This window comes from Terrabacter koreensis, from assembly GCF_054783315.1.
This window is the reverse complement of sequence record NZ_BAAGQU010000015.1, coordinates 27,488-45,313: the sequence shown is the minus strand read 5'-3', so window position 1 is coordinate 45,313 and position 17,826 is coordinate 27,488. Positions and strand designations below refer to the sequence as shown.

Sequence of the window (17,826 nt, the reverse complement as noted above, 5' to 3'; positions counted from 1 at the left end):
CCACGGCCGTTCAGGGCAAGAGTTGCCAAAAGCGCACGGTCAGCGATGCACAACCATCACTAGTACGAAGCCGGATCGGAAGGCAGGATCAGTTCGGTGAAGCCCGCCCCCTTCGAGCACCACGCTCCCCTCAGCGTCGAGGAAGCCGTCGCCGTCCTCACCGAGGTCGGCCACGACGGCAAGGTCCTCGCGGGCGGGCAGAGCCTGATCCCGATCCTCAACATGCGCCTGGCCTCACCGGCCCACCTCGTCGACATCAACCGCGTCGCGGGTCTCGACGCCGTCGAGGTCACCCCCGGGGCCGTACGCGTCGGCGCCCTCGTGCGCCACGCCGGCCTCGAGCGGTCCGAGGAGGCGTATGCCGCCCTCCCGCTCCTGCGCCAGGCGCTCGTCAACGTCGCGCACCCGGCGATCCGCAACCGCGGCACCACGGTCGGCTCCATCGCGCACGCCGACGCCGCCGGCGAGATGCCGGCGATCCTCGCCCTCACCGAAGGCGTCGTCGAGGCCGCAGGGCCCTCCGGCCCGCGTGAGATCCCTTGGCGCGACTTCTTCCTCGGCGCGCTCGAGACCTCGCTCGAGGCCGAGGAGCTCGCCGTGGCGGTGCGCTTCCGCCGGTTCGCCGCCGGCACCGGCACCGCGTTCGTCGAGGCCGCCCGCCGGCACGGCGACTACGCGATGGCCGGGGTGGGCGTGGCCGTGACGGTCACCGACGGCGTCGTGTCCGGGGCCCGGGCCTCGTTCGTGTCGGTCACCGACGTGCCCTCGGTGCTCGACCTCGGGCCGGCGCTCGTCGGCGTCGAGCCCGGTGGCGACGCGTGGGCGGCCGCCGTGGACGCAGCTGCCGAGGCCGTGCACGAGCACGTCGACCCCGAGGGCGACATCCACGCCACGGCCGAGTACCGCCGCATGCTCGTCACCGAGCTGACCCGCCGGGTCCTCCCCCGCGCCGTGCACGAAAGTGAGCACTCGACGGGAGAGAGCCCCACCCCTTCGTCGAGTGCCCAGTTCCCGACGCACGAAAGTGAGCACCCGACGGATTCAGGAGTCCAGTCATGACCGACACCACGCAGATGGCCGGCGAGACGATCCACGACGTGACAGTCAGGGTCAACGGCATACGCCGGTCGGCCCGGGTGCCGGCGCGCCGCCTCCTGTCCGACTTCCTCCGCCACGACCTCGAGCTCACCGGCACGCACGTCGGGTGCGAGCACGGCGTCTGCGGCGCGTGCACCGTGCTCGTCGACGGCGCCCCGATGCGCTCGTGCCTGATGTTCGCGGTCACGGCCCAGGACCACGCGATCACGACGGTGGAGGGCCTCTGCTCGGCGCCCGACGCGCGCGTCGCCCCGACCGGCGAGTCGATGAACCCCGTCCAGCAGGCGTTCGCCGAGTGCCACGGCCTGCAGTGCGGCTTCTGCACGCCGGGCTTCCTCACGACCGTCACCGCCTACCTGGACGAGAATCCGTCGCCGACGAGCGAGCAGGCGCGAGAGGCGATCTCGGGCAACCTGTGCCGCTGCACCGGCTACCAGAACATCGTCAAGAGCGTGCTGCGCGCCGCCGAGATCAAGGCGGAGCGGGCCGACGAGCGGGCCGATGAGCAGGCCGGTGAGGAGAGCTCATGACGACGCAGATGTTCGGCGCGCCGATCAGGCGCAAGGAGGACCCTCGGCTCGTCACCGGCGGCGGCCGCTACCTCGACGACCTCGGCCACGACGCCCTGGCCGCCGCCTTCGTGCGCAGCCCGCACGCCCACGCCCGCATCGTCGACATCGACGCGTCCGACGCGATCGACGTCGAGGGTGTCGTCGGCATCTACGTGCACGAGGACCTCCCCGGCCGTGTCGGCGAGCCCCTCCCGCTGCTCATCCCGCACCCGACCCTGACCCACGGCCGCACCGGCTACGCCCTCGCCCGTGACGAGGTCAACCACGTCGGCGAGCCCGTGGCGATGGTCGTGGCGACCGACCGCTACGTCGCCGAGGACGCCTGCCAGCGCATCCGCGTCACCTACGAGCAGCTGCCCGTCGTCGTCGGCATCGAGTCGGCGCGCGACGGCGAGCGCCTCGTCCACGACGACGTGCCCGGCAACGTCGCTGCGCACATGCTGCAGGAGGTCGGCGACGTCGACACGGCGCTAACGACGGCGCCGCACACCCTCACGCTCGAGCTCGACATCGAGCGCAGCGCCTGCATGCCCATGGAGGGCAAGGGCGTCTACGCCCGCTGGGACCGCGAGCGCGGCGAGCTGCGGATGTACTCCTCCACCCAGACGTCGACGGGGGTGCGCGCCGCCGTCGCCGCGAAGCTCGACCTGCCGCTGGCAAAGGTCGAGTGCATCGCGCCCGACGTCGGCGGCGGCTTCGGCGTCAAGATCATGCACCCGTGGCCCGAGGAGGTGCTCGTCCCTTGGGCCGCAAGGCTGCTCGACCGCCCGGTCAAGTGGGCCGAGGACCGCCGCGAGCACTTCATCAGCTCGGCGCACGAGCGCGGCCAGCTCCAGCAGGTCACCGTCGGCTTCGACGACGAGGGCCGCGTGCTCGGCCTCGACGTGAAGTTCTGGCACGACAACGGCGCCTACACCCCCTACGGCATCATCGTCCCGATCATCACCTCGACCCAGCTGCTGGGGCCTTACAAGCCCGGCGCCTACCGCTGCGAGTTCTGGTCGCTCTACACGAACACCGTTCTCGTGACGCCCTACCGGGGCGCCGGCCGACCGCAGGGCTGCTTCGCGATGGAGCGCACGATGGACGCCATCGCCGACGCCCTCGGCCTCGACCGGGCGGAGGTGCGCTCGCGCAACTTCATCCTGCCGAGCGAGATGCCCTACGACCACGGCCTGCTCTTCCAGGACGGCCGCCCGCTCAGGTACGACTCGGGCGACTTCCCGGCCAGCCTGGCCAAGCTCAAGCAGCTCGTGGGCTGGGACGACTTCGCCGACTACCGGCGTTCGGCCGAGGCGGAGGGACGCAAGGTCGGGCTCGGGATCGGTTGCTACGTCGAGGGAACCGGTGTCGGGCCCTACGAGGGCGGCCACATCCAGGTCGAGACGAGCGGCCGCGTCAACGTGTCCACCGGCCTGACGTCGCAGGGCCAGGGCCACGAGACCGTCTTCGCCCAGATCGTCGCCGAGGAGCTCGGCGTACGCCTCGAGGACGTCCACGTGACCACCGGCGACACCCGCAAGATGCCGTATGCCGTGGGCACGTTCGCGTCGCGCGCCGCCGTCATGAGCGGGAGCGCCATCGCGATCGCGACCCGCAAGGTGCGCGAGAAGGCCCTGCGCATCGCGGCCGACGCCCTCGAGGTGTCTCCCGACGACCTCGAGATCGTCGAGGGAACCGTGCGCGTCAAGGGCGCCCCGGCGACGTCGATGAGCCTCGGCACCGTCTCGGTGCTGTCCAACCCGCTTAGGTACGCGTTCGACGAGGCCGCCCGCGCCGCAACGCAGTTCGCCGGAACCTTCGACCCCGACAAGCCGCCGGTCGCCGAGGGCGAGGAGCCCGGGCTCGAGGGCAAGGGCTTCTACTCCCCCACGCAGGCCACCTTCGCCAACGGCATGCACGCCGCGATCGTCGAGACCGACCCGGTCACGGCCGAGATCAAGATCCTGCGCTACTGCGTCATCCACGACTGCGGCACGATGATCAACCCGATGATCGTCGAGGGTCAGGTGCACGGCGGCGTCGCGCAGGGGGTCGGCGGCGCGCTCTACGAGCGGATGGCCTACGACGAGTCGGGGCAGCTGCTCAACGCGAGCTTCATGGACTTCCTCATGCCCTACGCCTCCGAGGTGCCGACGGTGGAGGCCGACCACCTCGAGACACCGTCACCGCTGAACCCGTTGGGCATCAAGGGTGCCGGCGAGGCCGGGTGCATCCCTGTGTCGGCCGTCATCGCCTCCGCCATCGAGGACGCCGAGGGCTTCCCCATCGCCCGCATGCCGATCTCGCCCAACGACCTGTGGGAGCTGCGCCGCCGGCACGCCGCCGGCGAGGTCCCCTCCCTGCACCGTCAGGCCAGCACTCCACGCTCGTCCAGCTCGTCCAGCACGTCACCGAAGGAGCCGACGTCATGAAGATCTCCGGATCCGCGACCCTCGCGTCCGATCCCCAGCAGGTCTGGGACGCCTTCCACGACCCGGGCGTGCTCGCCCGCTGCCTCCCCGGCTGCGAGCGCCTCACCGAGCTCGGCCCCGACCACTACGCGATGACCGTCACGGCGGGCGTGGCCGCGATCAGGGGCACCTACGACGGCGAGGTCTCGCTGCGCGACCCGCAGCACCCCGACTCCTTCACGATGAAGGCCTCCGGCGCAGGCGCTCCCGGCACCGTCGACGCCGACGTCGTCGTGCGGCTCGCGCCCAGCGCGGCCGGCGGCACCGACCTCACCTACGACGCCGATGCAGCGGTCGGTGGCGTCATCGGCGGCGTCGGGCAGCGCATGCTCGCCGGCGTGACGAAGAAGATGGCCGGACAGTTCTTCTCGGCGGTCGACGCCGACATCGCCGGCGTCCGCCCGGGCGCAGCAGCCCCGAGCGGGATCGCGCCCGCGGCACCCGCGGCAGCAGGCGGCATACCTGCTGGGTCTGCCGTCACGCAGCCGAGCGGCACGGGCACCGTGTATGCCGGCCGGCCCGCCCCCGCTGAGGGGTCCAGAGTTCGCGACTACGCCCTCGGGGTCGTCACCGGGGGCGTGGTCGCGATCGTCGGCGTCGTCGTCGGCTGGGCGATCGGGAGGGGCTGACGATGCGCGCCTTCACCGCTGCCGCCGTGCAGGTGGCCCCCGTCCCCGAGAAGCTGTCGCCCGACACGATCCGCGCCAACATCGACGCGTGCATCGACATGACGCGCACGTGTGTCGAGGCCACCGGGGCCGAGCTCGTCGTGCTCCCCGAGACCGCGACGACCGGCTTCACGCCCGGCTGCTCCAAGGAGGAGCTCTGGGACCTCGTCACCGAGCTGCCCGGCGCGATGACCGAGCCGTTCCAGGCGGCGGCGCGCGAGCTCGGCGTGCACCTGTGCGTCGGCACCTACGAGCGCGGCCCCGAGCGCGGCGTCGTCTACAACTCGTCGGTGCTCATCGACCCCGCCGGCGAGGTGCTCGGCGTCTACCGCAAGACGCACCCGTTCTGCTCCGAGATCGTCACCGGCGGCGGCTGGGTCACGCCCGGCGACACCGTGACCGTGTGCGACACCGACCTCGGCCGCATCGGCATGATCATCTGCTTCGACGGCGACTACCCCGAGCTCTCGCGCATCCAGGCCGTGCAGGGCGCCGAGGTCATCTGCCGGCCGTCGGCGCTGCTGCGCTCGGCCGACATCTGGGACCTCACCTCTCGGGCCCGCGCCTACGACAACCACGTCTACGTCATCGGCGCGAACGCGGTCGGGCAGGACCCCGCCGGCGTGCTCTACTTCGGCAACTCGCACATCGTCACCCCGGTGGGGCACATCGTGGCCAAGGCTGCGACGCACCCGGGCTGGGTCACCGCCCGCCTCGACCCGGCGGAGGCGCTGGCCTCGCTGACGCCGGGCTCGAACGTCGGCCAGGCGTTCGACCACCTGCGCGACCGCAACCTCGACCTCATCCGCAACCACCGGGCCGAGCTCGAGGGCGCCGCCGAGACGCCGTTCCCGCACGCCCCCATCCACCGCGGTGAGGCCGGCTGACCCCCGCTTCGTCGCGTGGGAAGGTGAGCACTCGACGGGTGAGGGCGTGCGTCAGGGAGTGGGCGGTTCGCTGCTCTCGAACCGGCGGAGCAGCTCGCGGATCGCGGCCATCTCCTCGGCGAGGGCGTGCCGGCCGGCGCGGGTGATGGTGACCCACGTGCGGGGGCGCCTGCCGGCATACCCCTTCTCGACGTGCACGAGCCCGCTGCCGGCGAGCACCTCGATGTGCCGGCCGAGGTTGCCGTCGGTGAGGTCGAGCATCGACTTGAGGTAGGTGAAGTCGGCCCGCTCGGTCTCGGCGAGCACGGCGAGGATGCCGAGCCGCGCCTTCTGGTGCACGACGTCGTTGAGCCCGCTGGTCGGGTGCGGCGCCTCGTCCAGCGGGCCGTCGGCGAACGTTGCACCAGGCACGGTCTCCCGAGGAGTCACGGCTGCACCGGCCATGGGACTGGTTGCCGAGCACGTGTGGAACGCCGGCTGCGCATCGCGACCACCATCAGCACCAGCCCGAGTGCAGCCATGACCACGACGTCGGCCTGGACGATCGCGTGCACCGACACCGCATCGGACAGCCCGACCAGACCGAGCAGGTCGCCGAACCGGTTGGTGAAGAACCCGAGGTGCGCCAGCGTCACGACGACGCCGAAGACGACGACCCAGAGCGCGAGCCGGTGATCGTGTCGCCGTGCGGCGATGAGCAGCAGGGCGATGCCGATGAAGGCTGTGGGTGCCATGAACCCGACGATGCCGACCACGCTGACGAAGGCAAGAGGCGAGAACGGAAGCCCGAACGTCGCCAGGACGAAGAGGCCGAAACCTGCCGCGATCCACGCACCGGACCCGGCGCCGGCGCCGACGCGACGACGGCTCCAGGCGAAGAGGACACCGATGAGCATCAGCCCTGCTGCCCCGACGGTGCCCCAGTAGCGGTCGACGAGGTCGCCGAATGCCATCTCCTCGGGAGTCGCCGCGCGGGACTCTCCGGGGCCGAGGTCGGAGGCGATGACGTTCAGCTGGACGTACGAGAGGGCGGCGTAGCCGAGAGTCAGGACGCCGAGGACGAGGAGCGGGATCGCGAGGCCCCTGGCGTCCGCGCGGGCCGCCCGGCGCACGCCCTCGGTGCGCTCCAGGAGGCGGCGTGCCTCATCGGGGTCGAGTTCGGCGGACGAGGCTGGTGATGCGGCGTTGCCCGAGGTGTCCATGCGCGCCTCCTGAGGTGGGGCGTCCCTGTGCGCCCGGTGCGCTTACTCTGCATCGCAGAGTAGTCACCCGTCAAGAGCACTCTCCGACGACGATCAACGGACGGATTGCTTTCTCGATGGGGTGGGGCGGGCGTTCTCGCGCGCGAAAAGGCTGATCGTCGGCGTGGGGACCCGGGCGCTGGGAGACTGGGTGGTGTGCTCTCCGGAGCCCCGGGGGGCCGCCCGTGCACCGGGGGTTCACCATGCAAGGTCGGACACGTCGCGCTTCCCTGCTGGTCTGCGGTCTCGCCCTCGCGGCCGCCGCCCTGACCGCCTGCTCATCCGCTTCGGGCCAGCCACCGCCGACGACGGCGACCGCCTCCACGCCGACGGCCCTGCCGACGCTCGAGCCCGAGAAGCAGGTCGTCGTCAAGGGCAAGACCCTCGTCACGCGGTGTGCGGGCCGCGGCCCGTCGGTCATCCTCGTGAGCGGCTACGCCTCACCCATGGAGTCGTGGGACCCGGTCCAGGCCCGCATCGCCGCAGGTGCACGGACCTGCACCTACGACCGACTCGGCATCGGCCTCAGTGACCCGCCACCGGACATCCAGGACTTCGACGACCTGGCCGTCCAGCTCGACGGCGTCATCACGGGGCTGAAACTGCCCCGCCCCGTCGTCGTGGTCGCCCACTCCATGGGCGGACCCCTCGCCTACACGTGGGCGGCCGCCCACCCCCAGGACGCTCATGCCATGGTCCTGCTCGACCCGTCCACCCCCACGTACGACGCCTGGTTCGTCACCCACCTGCCCAAGCCCGATGTCGGCAACCCGGACATCAGCAACCTGCTCCGCGCCGTCGCCTTCGACCGGGACCCGAAGACGAACCGCGAGAGCCTCGACCCGAAGGCGCTGGATCGCGTCGCACGCCTGCCCGTCGTGAACGTGCCGATGCGCATCATCGAGGCCGGGCGCGACGACGGTGGACCCCTTCCGGGCATGGACTCCACGGCCCTGCGCGAGGCCTGGCGGGCGGGCCACCGATGGCTCGCAGGACGGTCGTCGGACGGCAGCGTCATCGTGTCGCAGCGATCAACGCACTACGTGCAGGGCGATGACCCCGACCTCGTCGTGAAGACGGTGAACGAGATGCTGCGGTGACGTCGACCGCGTCATCGGCCCGCGCAGGTCCGGGACGGTTCCTCATGGTCGCCATCGACGCCGGCGGCACCCTGCCACCCATGATGGGCGTGGCCGCAGAGCTCGTGAGGCGTGGGCACGAGGTGCTGGTCCTCGCGGACCCCACGGCGGCGGACGTGGTGCGGGCGGCCGGCTGCCGCTACCTGAGCTGGCAGACCGCACCACAGATCGGTTCCGTCGCCGAGCAGACCGCGATGATCACCGAGTTCGAGACCGGCAGCCCCCTCAGGAGGCTCCGTCGCGTCCGGGAACGGGTGCTCGTCGGACCGGCGGGCTTCTTCGCCCGCGACGTCATCGACGCCGCGACCCGTCATGCGGCGGACGCGGTGCTCGTCGAGGGAACGGTGCCCGGCATGGTCATCGGCGCGGAAGCGACAGGGCGTCCGTTCGCGGCCCTCATGGCCAACATCTACGCCCGCCCGACGCGCGGCCTCCCACCCTTCGGCACCGGCTGGCCGCAGGCGCGCGGGCCCGTGGGCCGTGCCCGAGACGCCGCCGCGCTCTTCGCCGTTCAGGGCGCATCGAGCGGAATGACCAAGCAGCTAAACGCTGTTCGCGCGGCATACGGCCTCGGCCCCGTGGGCGAGCTGCTCGGCATGCTCGACCACGCGAACGCGGTGCTGGTGCTCACCAGCCCGTCCTTCGACTTCGCGACGCGGCACCTGCCCGGCAACGTCCGCTACGTCGGGCCACAGCTCGACGACCCCGGCTGGGCCGGGCGCTGGGAGGACGACACGGACGACCCCCGCCCCCTCGTGCTCGTCGGGCTGAGCTCGGTCCACCAGGCCCAGACCGAGACGCTCGACCGCATCTGTGCGGCGCTCGGCCGGCTCCCGGTACGCGGTCTCGTCACCACCGGCCGTGCCGTCGCCCCGGAGGCCGTGTCAGCGCCGGACAACGTCGAGGTGCTCAGGGCCGCACCCCACAGCCAGGTGCTGCGTCGGGCGACCGCCGTGGTGACCCACGCCGGACACGGCACGGTGATGCGCTCGCTCGCCGCCGGTGTCCCGCTCGTCTGCCTGCCGATGGGTCGCGACCAGAAGGACGACACCGTACGCGTGCTGCGACTGGGCGCTGGCGTGCGGGTGCGCTCCTCCGCCCCGCCGGAGCAGATCGCGGCCGCCGTGAGTCGCGTGCTCGAGGACGAGCGGTATGCCGTCGCCGCCCGGACGTTCGCGACCGTGCTCGCCGAGGAGGCCCGGACCCGCCCGTCCGCCGCCGACGAGGCCGAAGCCCTGCTCCGAGTCCGCACGACCCGGTGACGGAGCGTTCTCTCGAACGCGATGCCGGCCATCCAGACAGCGATGCCCGCCATCCAGAAGGCGATGCCGACCATCGAGAAAGCGATGCGGACCATCGAGCAAGCGAGCCGTCGGCTCAGGACCTCGTCGACCGGCGGAGGGCAGCCGCGCGAGTGGCGAGGTGGCGCCGCTCAGCCTCGTTCGTCGCCGTCGCGGCAGCGCGCTCGAGGTCGGCCGCCGCGCGCACCCGCTCGCCGGCCATCTCGAGCAGCTGGCCGCGGACGGCCAGCCAGCGGTGCGTGCCGCCGAGCCGGCCCTCGACCTCGTCGACGACTTCGAGACCAGCCCGCGGCCCGTCGGCCATGGCCACCGCCACGGCCCGGTTCAGCGTCACCACGGGGTTGCCGGTGACCTGCTCGAGCAGCCCGTAGAGCGTGCAGATCTCGACCCAGTCGGTGTCGGCGGCGGTGGGCGCCCGGTCGTGGACCGCCGCGATCGCCGCCTGCAGCTGGTACTGCCCCACCGCCTCGAGCGTCATGGCCCGGCCGAGCAGAGCGAGCCCCTCGGCCACCAGCGCGCGGTCCCACCGCGACCGGTCCTGCTCGGGCAGCGGGACGATGGCCCCGGCCTCGTCCGTGCGGGCCGGACTGCGTGCCTCGAGGAGCAGCATGAGCGCGAGCAGGCCCATGGCTTCCGCGTGGTCGGGCAGGCCGTCGACCAGCAGGCGCGTCAAGCGGATCGCCTCGCGCGACAGGTCTATCCGCTGCACCGTCGTGCCGTGCGTGCTGGCGTAACCCTCGTTGTAGACGAGGTAGAGGACGTGGAGCACCGACCGCACGCGATCCGCGCGGTCCTCGCCGGACGGCATACGGAAGCGGGCGCCGGAGGCGCGCACCGTCGCCTTGGCGCGACTGATGCGCTGCGCCATCGTCGGCTCGGGGACGAGGAAGGCCCTCGCGATCTCGGCCGTCGTCAGGCCACCGACCGCGCGGAGCGTCAGCGCGATCGCGGACGCGGGCGTCAGGGACGGGTGGCAGCAGAGCAGGAGCAGCGTCAGGCTGTCGTCGTGGTCGACCGGGTCGTATGCCGGCACCTCCCACGCGATGACGCGCGCCTCGCGCTCGCGCCGGGCGGCGTCGCTGCGCCACACGTCGACGAGCCGCCGGGAGGCCGTCGTGACGAGCCAGGCACGCGGCTCGTCGGGCACCCCGTCGACCGGCCAGCGTCGAGCCGCGGCGAGGAGCGCCTCCTGCACCGCGTCCTCGGCCGAGTCGAAGTCGCCGAAGCGGCGGCTGACGATGCCGACGACCCGCGGCGCCAGGGTGCGCAGCAGGTCGTCGACGCCGGGTCCGGTGGTCAGCGCGTGCCGCCGGCCGTGCGCAGGAAGTCGTCCATCTCGTCGGTGTTCGACGGCGCATGCTCCATGACCTGGCGCACGTGGATCGGCTGTCGCGTGGGCGCGCCACCACGGCCGGGCACCGCCGACATCAGGGACGCGATCTCGAGCGCCCGCTCCTCGGTGTTGACCTCGACGACCTGGAAGCCTGCGAGCCACTCCTTGAACTCCTGGAATGGTCCGTCCGTCACGACGGGTGCCACGCCGTCGGACCGCACGATCTTGGCGAGGTCGGGACCGGTGAGGATCGTCGACGAGACGAGCTCGCCGTTCGCCTCCAGCTCGCCGACGAGACGCTCGTAGTAGTCGAGGTGGGCCTGGACCTCTTCCGGCGTCCAGTCGGACATCGGGGCCTCGTCGTCGCCGGCCTGGAAGTCCACGCCGATCAGGTACTGCGCCATGGTGCTCTCTCCTTCGTCACGTCGTGCCAGCGTGGCACGCTCACCCCCTGGACGGAGCGGAGGGCGCGCGCTCGACATCACCCGCGTGTGCCACGCCAGGACTGTCGAGGATTGGGCCGAACGAGGGTCGGTGTTGGCACGATGTGCCAACGCCCCGACGGGCGCGCCACCGGTTGAATCCTGACCATGACAGCAGGCACCTCCGCAGCACGCCGGATCCGGATCGGCATCGACACCGGCGGCACGTTCACCGACGTCGTCGCGCTCGACGAGGACTCCGGCGAGCTCGTCACCACGAAGACGCCGTCGACGCCGAGCAACCCGGCCGACGGCTTCCTCGCCGGGGTGCGCAAGGTGCTCGACCTCATGGGCGCCACGGGCGACGACATCTCGGCCGTGTCGCACGGCACGACGGTCGCGACGAACAAGCTGCTCGAGGGCAAGGTCGAGGCGCTCGGCTTCATCACGACCGAGGGCTACGAGTTCATCCTCGAGATCGCGCGGCAGGCCGTGCCCGACGGCTACGGCAACTCCTACTTCTGGGTCAAGCCGCCGCGCATCGTCCCGGCCGACTACGTCAAGACCGTCGGCGGCCGGATGGACTTCGAGGGCAACGAGATCCGACCGTTCGACGAGGAGGGCGCCGTCGCGGTCGCCCGGTGGTTCAAGGACCGTGGCATCACCACCATCGGCGTGTGCCTGCTCCACTCGTACGCCGACGACAGCCACGAGCTCGCGATGCGCGACGTGCTGCGGCGCGAGCACCCCGACGCGGTCGTGTCGATCAGCTCCGAGGTGCTCCGCGAGTACCGCGAGTACGAGCGCTCCATGACGACCCTCGTCGACGCCGCGGTCAAGCCCAACGTCAGCCGCTACGTCGCGAACATCCACCAGCGGCTCGACGACTTCGTCAGCAGCAGCGAGAAGCTGCCGTTCTACATCATGAAGTCCAACGGTGGCGTGCTCTCGGCCGACGAGGTCGTGCACCAGCCGATCACGACGGTCCTCTCGGGCCCCGCCGCCGGTGCGCTCGGCGCCGGTCTCATCGCCGGCCGCGCGGGCTTCGACAAGGTGCTCACGTGCGACGGCGGCGGCACCTCGACCGACGTCTCCGTGGTCCTCGCCGGCGAGCCGACCCTGACGACCGAGGGCAGCGTCGGCGCCTACCCGAGCAAGATCCCGATGATCGACGTCGTCACGGTCGGGGCAGGCGGCGGCTCCATCGCCTGGGTCTCCCCGGAGGGCTCCCTCAAGGTCGGCCCGCAGTCCGCGGGCGCCGACCCCGGCCCGCTCTGCTACGGCAAGGGCGGCGCCGAGCCGACGATCACCGACGCGCACGTGACGCTCGGCCGCATCCCCCCGCACCTGCTCGGCGGCGAGATCCCGCTCGACGTCGACGCCGCCCGTGCCGGCATCGAGGCCCTCGCCGACCGTCTCGGCCTCGACTTCGAGCGCTGCGCGACAGGCATCCTCGAGATCTCGGCGTGGAACCAGGCGAACGCGCTGCGCCAGGTCAGCGTCAAGCGTGGCCTCGACGTGCGTGACTTCATGCTCGCGACGTTCGGCGGCTCCGGTTCACTGCTCGCCTGCCGCCTCGTCGACATCCTCGGCCTCGCCGGGGTCGTCGTACCGCAGAACCCCGGGAACGTCTCTGCCTTCGGCCTGCTTACCGTCGACGTCAAGAACGACTACGTGCAGACGGCCGTCTCGCGCCACTCGTCGCTCGACCACGCCGCAGTCCAGAAGACCTTCGACGACCTCACGGCCAAGGCCGCCGCGGCCCTCGACGCGGAGGGCTTCCCGACCGAGCAGCACCGCTACTCACGCACCGTCGACCTGCGCTACTTCGGCCAGGCCTACGAGGTGCGGGTCGCCGCACCCGAGGGCGACGTCGACGAGGCGTATGCCGCCGACGTCGCCTCGCGCTTCCACGACGAGCACCGCGCGCTCTACGGCTACGACTTCCGCAGCGACCCGACCCAGCAGGTCGAGTGGGTCAACCTCCGGGTCACCGGTGTCGGCCCCATCACGCGCCCCGAGCTGCGCGACCTCGCGAGCGCCGAAACGGCAGGCGCCGGTGTGCACGAGCGCGCCCACCGCAGCGTGCGGCCCGTGTGCTTCGACGCCGACTCCGGCTACGTCGACACCGACGTCTGGTGGCGCCCCGACCTGCTCGCCGGCGACACGGTCCACGGGCCCGCCATCGTCGAGGAGTTCGGCTCGACCGTCCCCGTCCACCCCGGCTTCGTCGTCCGCGTCGACACGCTCGGCAACCTCGTCATCACCAAGGAGGCCTGAGATGTGCTTCTCCTGCCAGACCGCAGCCACCCGGCTCGCGCCGGTCGACGCCGCCATCGGCTCGCACGCGTCGACCGACCCGCACCACGACGGCGCCCCGGTGAACCCGGCAGGGCTCCCCACGGCATACGAGCACGGCAACCGCCTGACGCCCGAGGGCACGACCGTCGACCCGATCCTCGTCGAGATCGTCGAGGGCACGCTCGCGAGCGTCGAGATGGAGGTCGAGACGGCCATCGCCCGCACCAGCCGCTCGCCCATGATCCGCGACGCACACGACTTCCGCGCCGGCATCCACGACCGGCAGCTGCGCAAGCTCACCGGCCGCTCCTACAGCGCGCTCGTGCACCCCATCGCCCGCGACTTCCCGCTCGCCGAGATGAGCGAGGGCGACGTCTTCTTCCACAACGACGTCTACGAGTCCGAGGGCGGCATCGGCCACCTGCCCGACCTCTGCGTCACGGTGCCCGTCTTCTCCGGCGGCGAGGTCGTCGCGTTCGTCCAGGCGTTCGGTCACCACGACGACATCGGTGGCGCCGTGCCCGGCTCGATGCCGAGCAACGCGCAGACGGTCTTCGAGGAGGGACTGTCTGTCCCGCCGATCAAGCTGTGGGACAGGGGAGTTCCCAACCAGGCGGCGCTGCGCATCATGACGCGCAACAGCCGCATGCCCGACAGCCTCGCCGCCGACCTCGACGCCGAGTGCTCGGCCTGCCTCATGGGCGCCCGCCGCCTCGGTGAGCTCTTCGAGCGCTACGGCCGCGACACCATCGAGGCCGCCTTCGACGCGATCCTCGACAAGACGACCGAGACCTACCGCCGAGAGATCCTCAGCAAGATCCCCGACGGCACGTACGTCTGGGAGGACTACGCCGAGCACGACGGCGTCGACGAGCCGAAGCTGCACACCCAGCGCATCACGCTGACGAAGCAGTCGACCGGCGGGCCCGGCCGCTCGGACCAGTACCCGGACGGCGGTCCCAAGCTCGTCATCGACTTCACCGGCACCGCGCCGCAGGCGAAGGGACCGATCAACCACTGCGGCGACTACGTCGGCGGCAACTTCCTCAAGAAGTGGCTCGCGCCGATCCTGCGCAACCTCGCCGACACCCCCGAGCGGATGGCCGAGCTCGACGTCAACGAGGGCATCGTGCCGCTCATCGAGATGAAGTTCCCCGAGAAGGGCACGCTGCTGACGCCGATCTACCCGGCGCCGACGAACGCGCGCACCTTCGTCATCCTGCGCCTGCTCGGCGTGCTCGCCGGCGTCGTCGCCAAGGCCGTCGACGGCAAGATGCCGGCCGACCAGGAGACGATCCGCTACACCGGCGTCTACGGCAAGGACCGCGACGGCAACGACTACCTCATGCGCGAGGTGCTCGGCGGCGGCTCGGGCGGGCGCTACTACGCGGACGGCGAGGACACCATCCACGTCGTGCCCGACAGCCGCAACCTGCCGACCGAGTTCACCGAGAGCCGCTTCCCCTTCATCGTCGAGCGGCTCGGCCTCGCCGTCGACTCCGGCGGTGCCGGCCGGCACCGCGGCGGTCTCGGCTACGAGAAGCACATCCGCATGCTCAAGGACGCGCACTTCATGTCGATCGCCGACCGGTCGATCCTCGCCTGCTGGGGCGTCAAGGGAGGCAAGGCCGGCCGGCCGTTCGAGGTGACGGTCGACGTGGGTGGTCCCGACGAGCGCAGCGTCGACGCCCTCGCCGACGCCGAGGTGGTCAAGGCCGGCCAGGTCATCCGCATCCGCACCACCGGCGGCGGCGGCTGGGGCGACCCGCTCGAGCGTCCCTACGACGAGGTCGAGCGCGACCTGCGCTGGGGCAAGGTGTCGTTCGAGGGGGCGCGCCGCGACTACGGCGTCGTCGCGTCCGGCACCCAGGACGAGCCGGTCGTCGACACCGCGTCGTCCGACGCGCTGCGCGACGGGCTGCGGGCCGAGCGCGCGGCCGAGCAGCCCTTCTTCGACCGCGGCCCGGGCTACGCCACGCTCGCCGCCGGTCAGCACGCGGCGGACGTCGACTGGGTGTGAGCGATGAGAGTCCTCGTGATCGGCGCGACCGGCAAGACCGGCCGCGCCGTCACGCGTGCGCTGGCCTCGCGCGGCATCGCCGTCCGCGCTGCCGTGCGATCCGTCGACCGACAGAACATGGCGTATGCCGCTGGGGCCCGGTCGATCTCGGTCGTTGACCTCGTGAGCGGGGCTGGGTTGGCCGCGGCCGTCGCGGGGGTCGACGCCGTCTACCACCTCGCACCCAACGTCCACCCGGACGAGGTCAGGATGGCCGAACGGGTCGCTGCCGCGGCGGCCGCTGAGGGCGGGCCCCGCTTCGTCTTCCACTCCGTGCTGCACCCCGACGACGCGTCGATGCCGCACCACCTGCGCAAGGCCGAGGCCGAGCACGTGGTGCGGGGCACGGTGCCCGGCGCGACGGTGCTGCGCCCCGCGGCCTACCACCAGAACCTCCTCGAGGCCGCCCGCTCGGGCCGTCTCGCCGTGCCCTACTCGCTCGACTCCCCCTTCAGCAACGTCGACCTCGACGACGTCGCCGAGGCTGCTGCGGTGGTGCTCACCCGGCACGGCCACGAGGGCCTCACCTACGAGCTCGCCGGCCCCGAGGTGCTCAGCGTGCGCGAGCAGGCCGCGGTGGCGTCCGAGGTGCTCGGACACCACGTGGGCGCCGAGCACGTCTCGCCCGACGCCTGGTCCGCGGGCCCGGGCGCCGGCCTGCCCGAGCAGGCCCGCGCCGACCTGCTCGCGATGTTCACGGCATACGACCGGGAGGGGCTGGTCGGCGAGGCCGACACGCTGCGCCGGCTCCTCGGCCGCGAGCCACGCACCTGGGCCGACGTGCTGCGGGCCGCCGGGCCCGTCGACGGGGCGGCCACGAACCGGTGAGCGACGGCTGGACGTTCGTCGACCCCGGCCTGCGCACCACGAGGACACAGGCCGGCCCCACGTACCGCTGGAAGCCACCAGCCCACCCCGGGCGCTGCGCCGCGCTCGCGGCGTCAGTCGATGTCGCGTTCCTCGATGGTCTGGCGCACCGTGTTCGTCACGCCGTTGGGACCCTCCTCGCGCGTGATGATGCGCTTGCGGCGGTGGCCCTTGCTGCCGTGCCAGATGAGCAGACCTCCGGCGATCATGAGGATGACCCCCGCGATGGGCAGGTTGATGACCGTGGTGTTGGCCCGGACCGCGAAGGTCAGGATCGCACCCACGACCGCGAGCAGCACTCCGACACCCAACGTCCCACCCCCTCCTGGCTGGACCTGCGACGCGACGACCTCGTCCTTCTTCATTATCGTCCCCTACCCGCCCACAGCCCCCGAAGGACGCGACACTCGCCGACCGGACGGCATACATCTGCCAATCCGGCTGACGTGGTTGGGCAGGAGGTGACAACGCGGCCGCTCGCACACGCTCCCTAGGCTCACGCCATGACGACCGCCTCGACGAGCAAGGACGCACCGTGAGGGTGCTCGTGGCGCTGGGTGGCAATGCCATGACCGGGCCCGACGGGAGCGCGACGCCCCAGGCCCAGCGCGCGGCCATCACCGTCGCCAGCGAGCACCTCGCCGACCTCGTCGCGGCCGGCCACGAGGTGGTCGTGACGCACGGCAACGGCCCGCAGGTGGGCAACCTCCTCGTCAAGAACGAGCTCGCCGCGCACGTCGTGCCGCCGGTCCCGCTCGACTGGTGCGGCGCGCAGACGCAGGGCACCATCGGCTTCACCCTGCTCGACACCCTCGAGGCGTCCCTCGCCGCGCGCGGTGCCGTGCGTCCCGTCGCAGCGCTCGTCACGCGTACGCTCGTGGCCGCCGACGACCCCGGCTTCGCCCGCCCCACCAAGCCGATCGGGCGCTTCCTCCCGCGCGAGCAGGCCCAGGCGCTCATCGACCACGGCGAGCGGTGGGAGGACCGCGGCGAGAAGGGCTGGCGACGAGTGGTCGCCTCGCCCGAGCCCATCGAGGTCCTCGAGACGCACGCGTTGCTCACCCTGCTCGACGCCGGCTACGTCGTCGTCGCGGCCGGCGGAGGCGGCATCCCCGTCGTGCGCAGCGAGAGCGGTGCGGTGCACGGTGTCGAGGCCGTCATCGACAAGGACCTCACCGCAGCGCTGCTCGCCAGGGCGGTCGCCGCCGACGTGCTCGTCATCGCCACCGACGTCGCCCACGCCGTCGCCGGCTGGGGCACGCCCGACGCGCACGACATCGGCCGCGTCACCCTCGCCGAGATGGAGGCGTACGCCGCCGCCGGCCACTTCGCGTCGGGATCCATGGGCCCCAAGGTCGACGCCGCGATGCGCTTCGTCCGCGCCGGGGGCCGACGCTCCATCGTGACCGCGCTCGACCAGCTCGCCACCGCCATCGACGGCCACATCGGGACCGTCATCGAAAACCCCGAAAGAGAAAGGTGATT

16 protein-coding genes are annotated in these 17,826 nt (G+C 71.9%); 11 read left to right on the top strand and 5 right to left on the bottom strand.

All coding sequences use genetic code 11. The annotated features are described in order from the left end of the window. The first annotated feature begins 96 nt into the window (after nucleotides 1–96). Genes ACYVNR_RS21225 through ACYVNR_RS21205 form a run of 5 tightly spaced genes read left to right on the top strand, consistent with a single transcriptional unit; the run spans nucleotide 97 to nucleotide 5,678 of the window. On the top strand, nucleotides 97–1,059 hold the full coding sequence (locus tag ACYVNR_RS21225) for an FAD binding domain-containing protein (RefSeq protein WP_461050877.1): 963 nt from the start codon (nucleotides 97–99) through the stop codon (nucleotides 1,057–1,059). Then, a complete protein-coding gene (locus ACYVNR_RS21220) occupies nucleotides 1,056–1,628 on the top strand; it encodes a (2Fe-2S)-binding protein (RefSeq protein WP_458802991.1) in 573 nt (190 codons plus the stop codon). Before ACYVNR_RS21225 ends, ACYVNR_RS21220 begins: the two co-directional genes overlap by 4 nt. Next, the gene (cutA, locus tag ACYVNR_RS21215) at nucleotides 1,625–4,084 is read left to right on the top strand and encodes an aerobic carbon-monoxide dehydrogenase large subunit (protein WP_461050874.1); all 2,460 of its coding nucleotides are present in this window, start codon (nucleotides 1,625–1,627) and stop codon (nucleotides 4,082–4,084) included. The genes ACYVNR_RS21220 and cutA overlap by 4 nt, the downstream gene beginning before the upstream one ends. Beyond that, nucleotides 4,081–4,752, top strand: coding sequence for an SRPBCC family protein (locus tag ACYVNR_RS21210; RefSeq protein WP_461050872.1), 672 nt, complete (start codon nucleotides 4,081–4,083; stop codon nucleotides 4,750–4,752). Before cutA ends, ACYVNR_RS21210 begins: the two co-directional genes overlap by 4 nt. 2 nt (nucleotides 4,753–4,754) lie before the next feature. Beyond that, complete coding sequence (locus ACYVNR_RS21205) at nucleotides 4,755–5,678, top strand: carbon-nitrogen hydrolase family protein (RefSeq protein ID WP_045187497.1); 924 nt, start codon at nucleotides 4,755–4,757, stop codon at nucleotides 5,676–5,678. 51 nt (nucleotides 5,679–5,729) lie between these two features. Here the strand turns inward: ACYVNR_RS21205 and ACYVNR_RS21200 are convergent, their stop codons facing one another. Further along, nucleotides 5,730–6,089 carry a winged helix-turn-helix domain-containing protein gene (locus tag ACYVNR_RS21200; protein WP_461050870.1) on the bottom strand — a complete coding sequence of 120 codons (360 nt, stop codon included), beginning with the start codon at nucleotides 6,087–6,089 and terminating at the stop codon, nucleotides 5,730–5,732. A gap of 14 nt (nucleotides 6,090–6,103) precedes the next feature. Beyond that, nucleotides 6,104–6,880 (bottom strand): hypothetical protein, encoded by a 777-nt coding sequence (locus ACYVNR_RS21195; RefSeq protein ID WP_461050868.1) that lies wholly within the window; start codon nucleotides 6,878–6,880, stop codon nucleotides 6,104–6,106. A 242-nt stretch (nucleotides 6,881–7,122) separates the two neighbouring features. Between ACYVNR_RS21195 and ACYVNR_RS21190 the strand changes: the two genes are divergently transcribed. Continuing rightward, the gene (locus ACYVNR_RS21190; RefSeq protein ID WP_461050866.1) at nucleotides 7,123–8,019 is read left to right on the top strand and encodes an alpha/beta fold hydrolase; all 897 of its coding nucleotides are present in this window, start codon (nucleotides 7,123–7,125) and stop codon (nucleotides 8,017–8,019) included. Further along, a complete protein-coding gene (locus ACYVNR_RS21185; protein ID WP_461050864.1) occupies nucleotides 8,016–9,320 on the top strand; it encodes a glycosyltransferase in 1,305 nt (434 codons plus the stop codon). The genes ACYVNR_RS21190 and ACYVNR_RS21185 overlap by 4 nt, the downstream gene beginning before the upstream one ends. A 115-nt stretch (nucleotides 9,321–9,435) precedes the next feature. Here the strand turns inward: ACYVNR_RS21185 and ACYVNR_RS21180 are convergent, their stop codons facing one another. Both ACYVNR_RS21180 and ACYVNR_RS21175 read right to left on the bottom strand, forming a co-directional pair. Next, on the bottom strand, nucleotides 9,436–10,620 hold the full coding sequence (locus ACYVNR_RS21180; protein WP_461051029.1) for an RNA polymerase sigma factor: 1,185 nt from the start codon (nucleotides 10,618–10,620) through the stop codon (nucleotides 9,436–9,438). A 35-nt stretch (nucleotides 10,621–10,655) separates the two neighbouring features. Then, a complete protein-coding gene (locus ACYVNR_RS21175; RefSeq protein WP_461050862.1) occupies nucleotides 10,656–11,096 on the bottom strand; it encodes a YciI family protein in 441 nt (146 codons plus the stop codon). 186 nt (nucleotides 11,097–11,282) lie between these two features. Between ACYVNR_RS21175 and ACYVNR_RS21170 the strand changes: the two genes are divergently transcribed. The 3 genes from ACYVNR_RS21170 to ACYVNR_RS21160 are packed head-to-tail and all read left to right on the top strand — an operon-like array spanning nucleotide 11,283 to nucleotide 16,302. Beyond that, nucleotides 11,283–13,394: a hydantoinase/oxoprolinase family protein gene (locus ACYVNR_RS21170; protein WP_461050860.1), complete on the top strand. Its 2,112-nt coding sequence runs from the start codon at nucleotides 11,283–11,285 to the stop codon at nucleotides 13,392–13,394. Between the two features lies 1 nt (nucleotide 13,395). Further along, the gene (locus ACYVNR_RS21165; RefSeq protein WP_461050858.1) at nucleotides 13,396–15,435 is read left to right on the top strand and encodes a hydantoinase B/oxoprolinase family protein; all 2,040 of its coding nucleotides are present in this window, start codon (nucleotides 13,396–13,398) and stop codon (nucleotides 15,433–15,435) included. A 3-nt stretch (nucleotides 15,436–15,438) separates the two neighbouring features. Next, nucleotides 15,439–16,302 (top strand): NmrA family NAD(P)-binding protein, encoded by an 864-nt coding sequence (locus ACYVNR_RS21160; RefSeq protein ID WP_461050856.1) that lies wholly within the window; start codon nucleotides 15,439–15,441, stop codon nucleotides 16,300–16,302. A 113-nt stretch (nucleotides 16,303–16,415) separates the two neighbouring features. Here ACYVNR_RS21160 and ACYVNR_RS21155 read toward each other — a convergent pair whose 3' ends face one another. Beyond that, nucleotides 16,416–16,706 (bottom strand): hypothetical protein, encoded by a 291-nt coding sequence (locus ACYVNR_RS21155; protein WP_458803012.1) that lies wholly within the window; start codon nucleotides 16,704–16,706, stop codon nucleotides 16,416–16,418. Between the two features lie 170 nt (nucleotides 16,707–16,876). Between ACYVNR_RS21155 and ACYVNR_RS21150 the strand changes: the two genes are divergently transcribed. After that, nucleotides 16,877–17,824 carry a carbamate kinase gene (locus tag ACYVNR_RS21150; protein ID WP_461050854.1) on the top strand — a complete coding sequence of 316 codons (948 nt, stop codon included), beginning with the start codon at nucleotides 16,877–16,879 and terminating at the stop codon, nucleotides 17,822–17,824. Nucleotides 17,825–17,826: the final 2 nt, after the last annotated feature.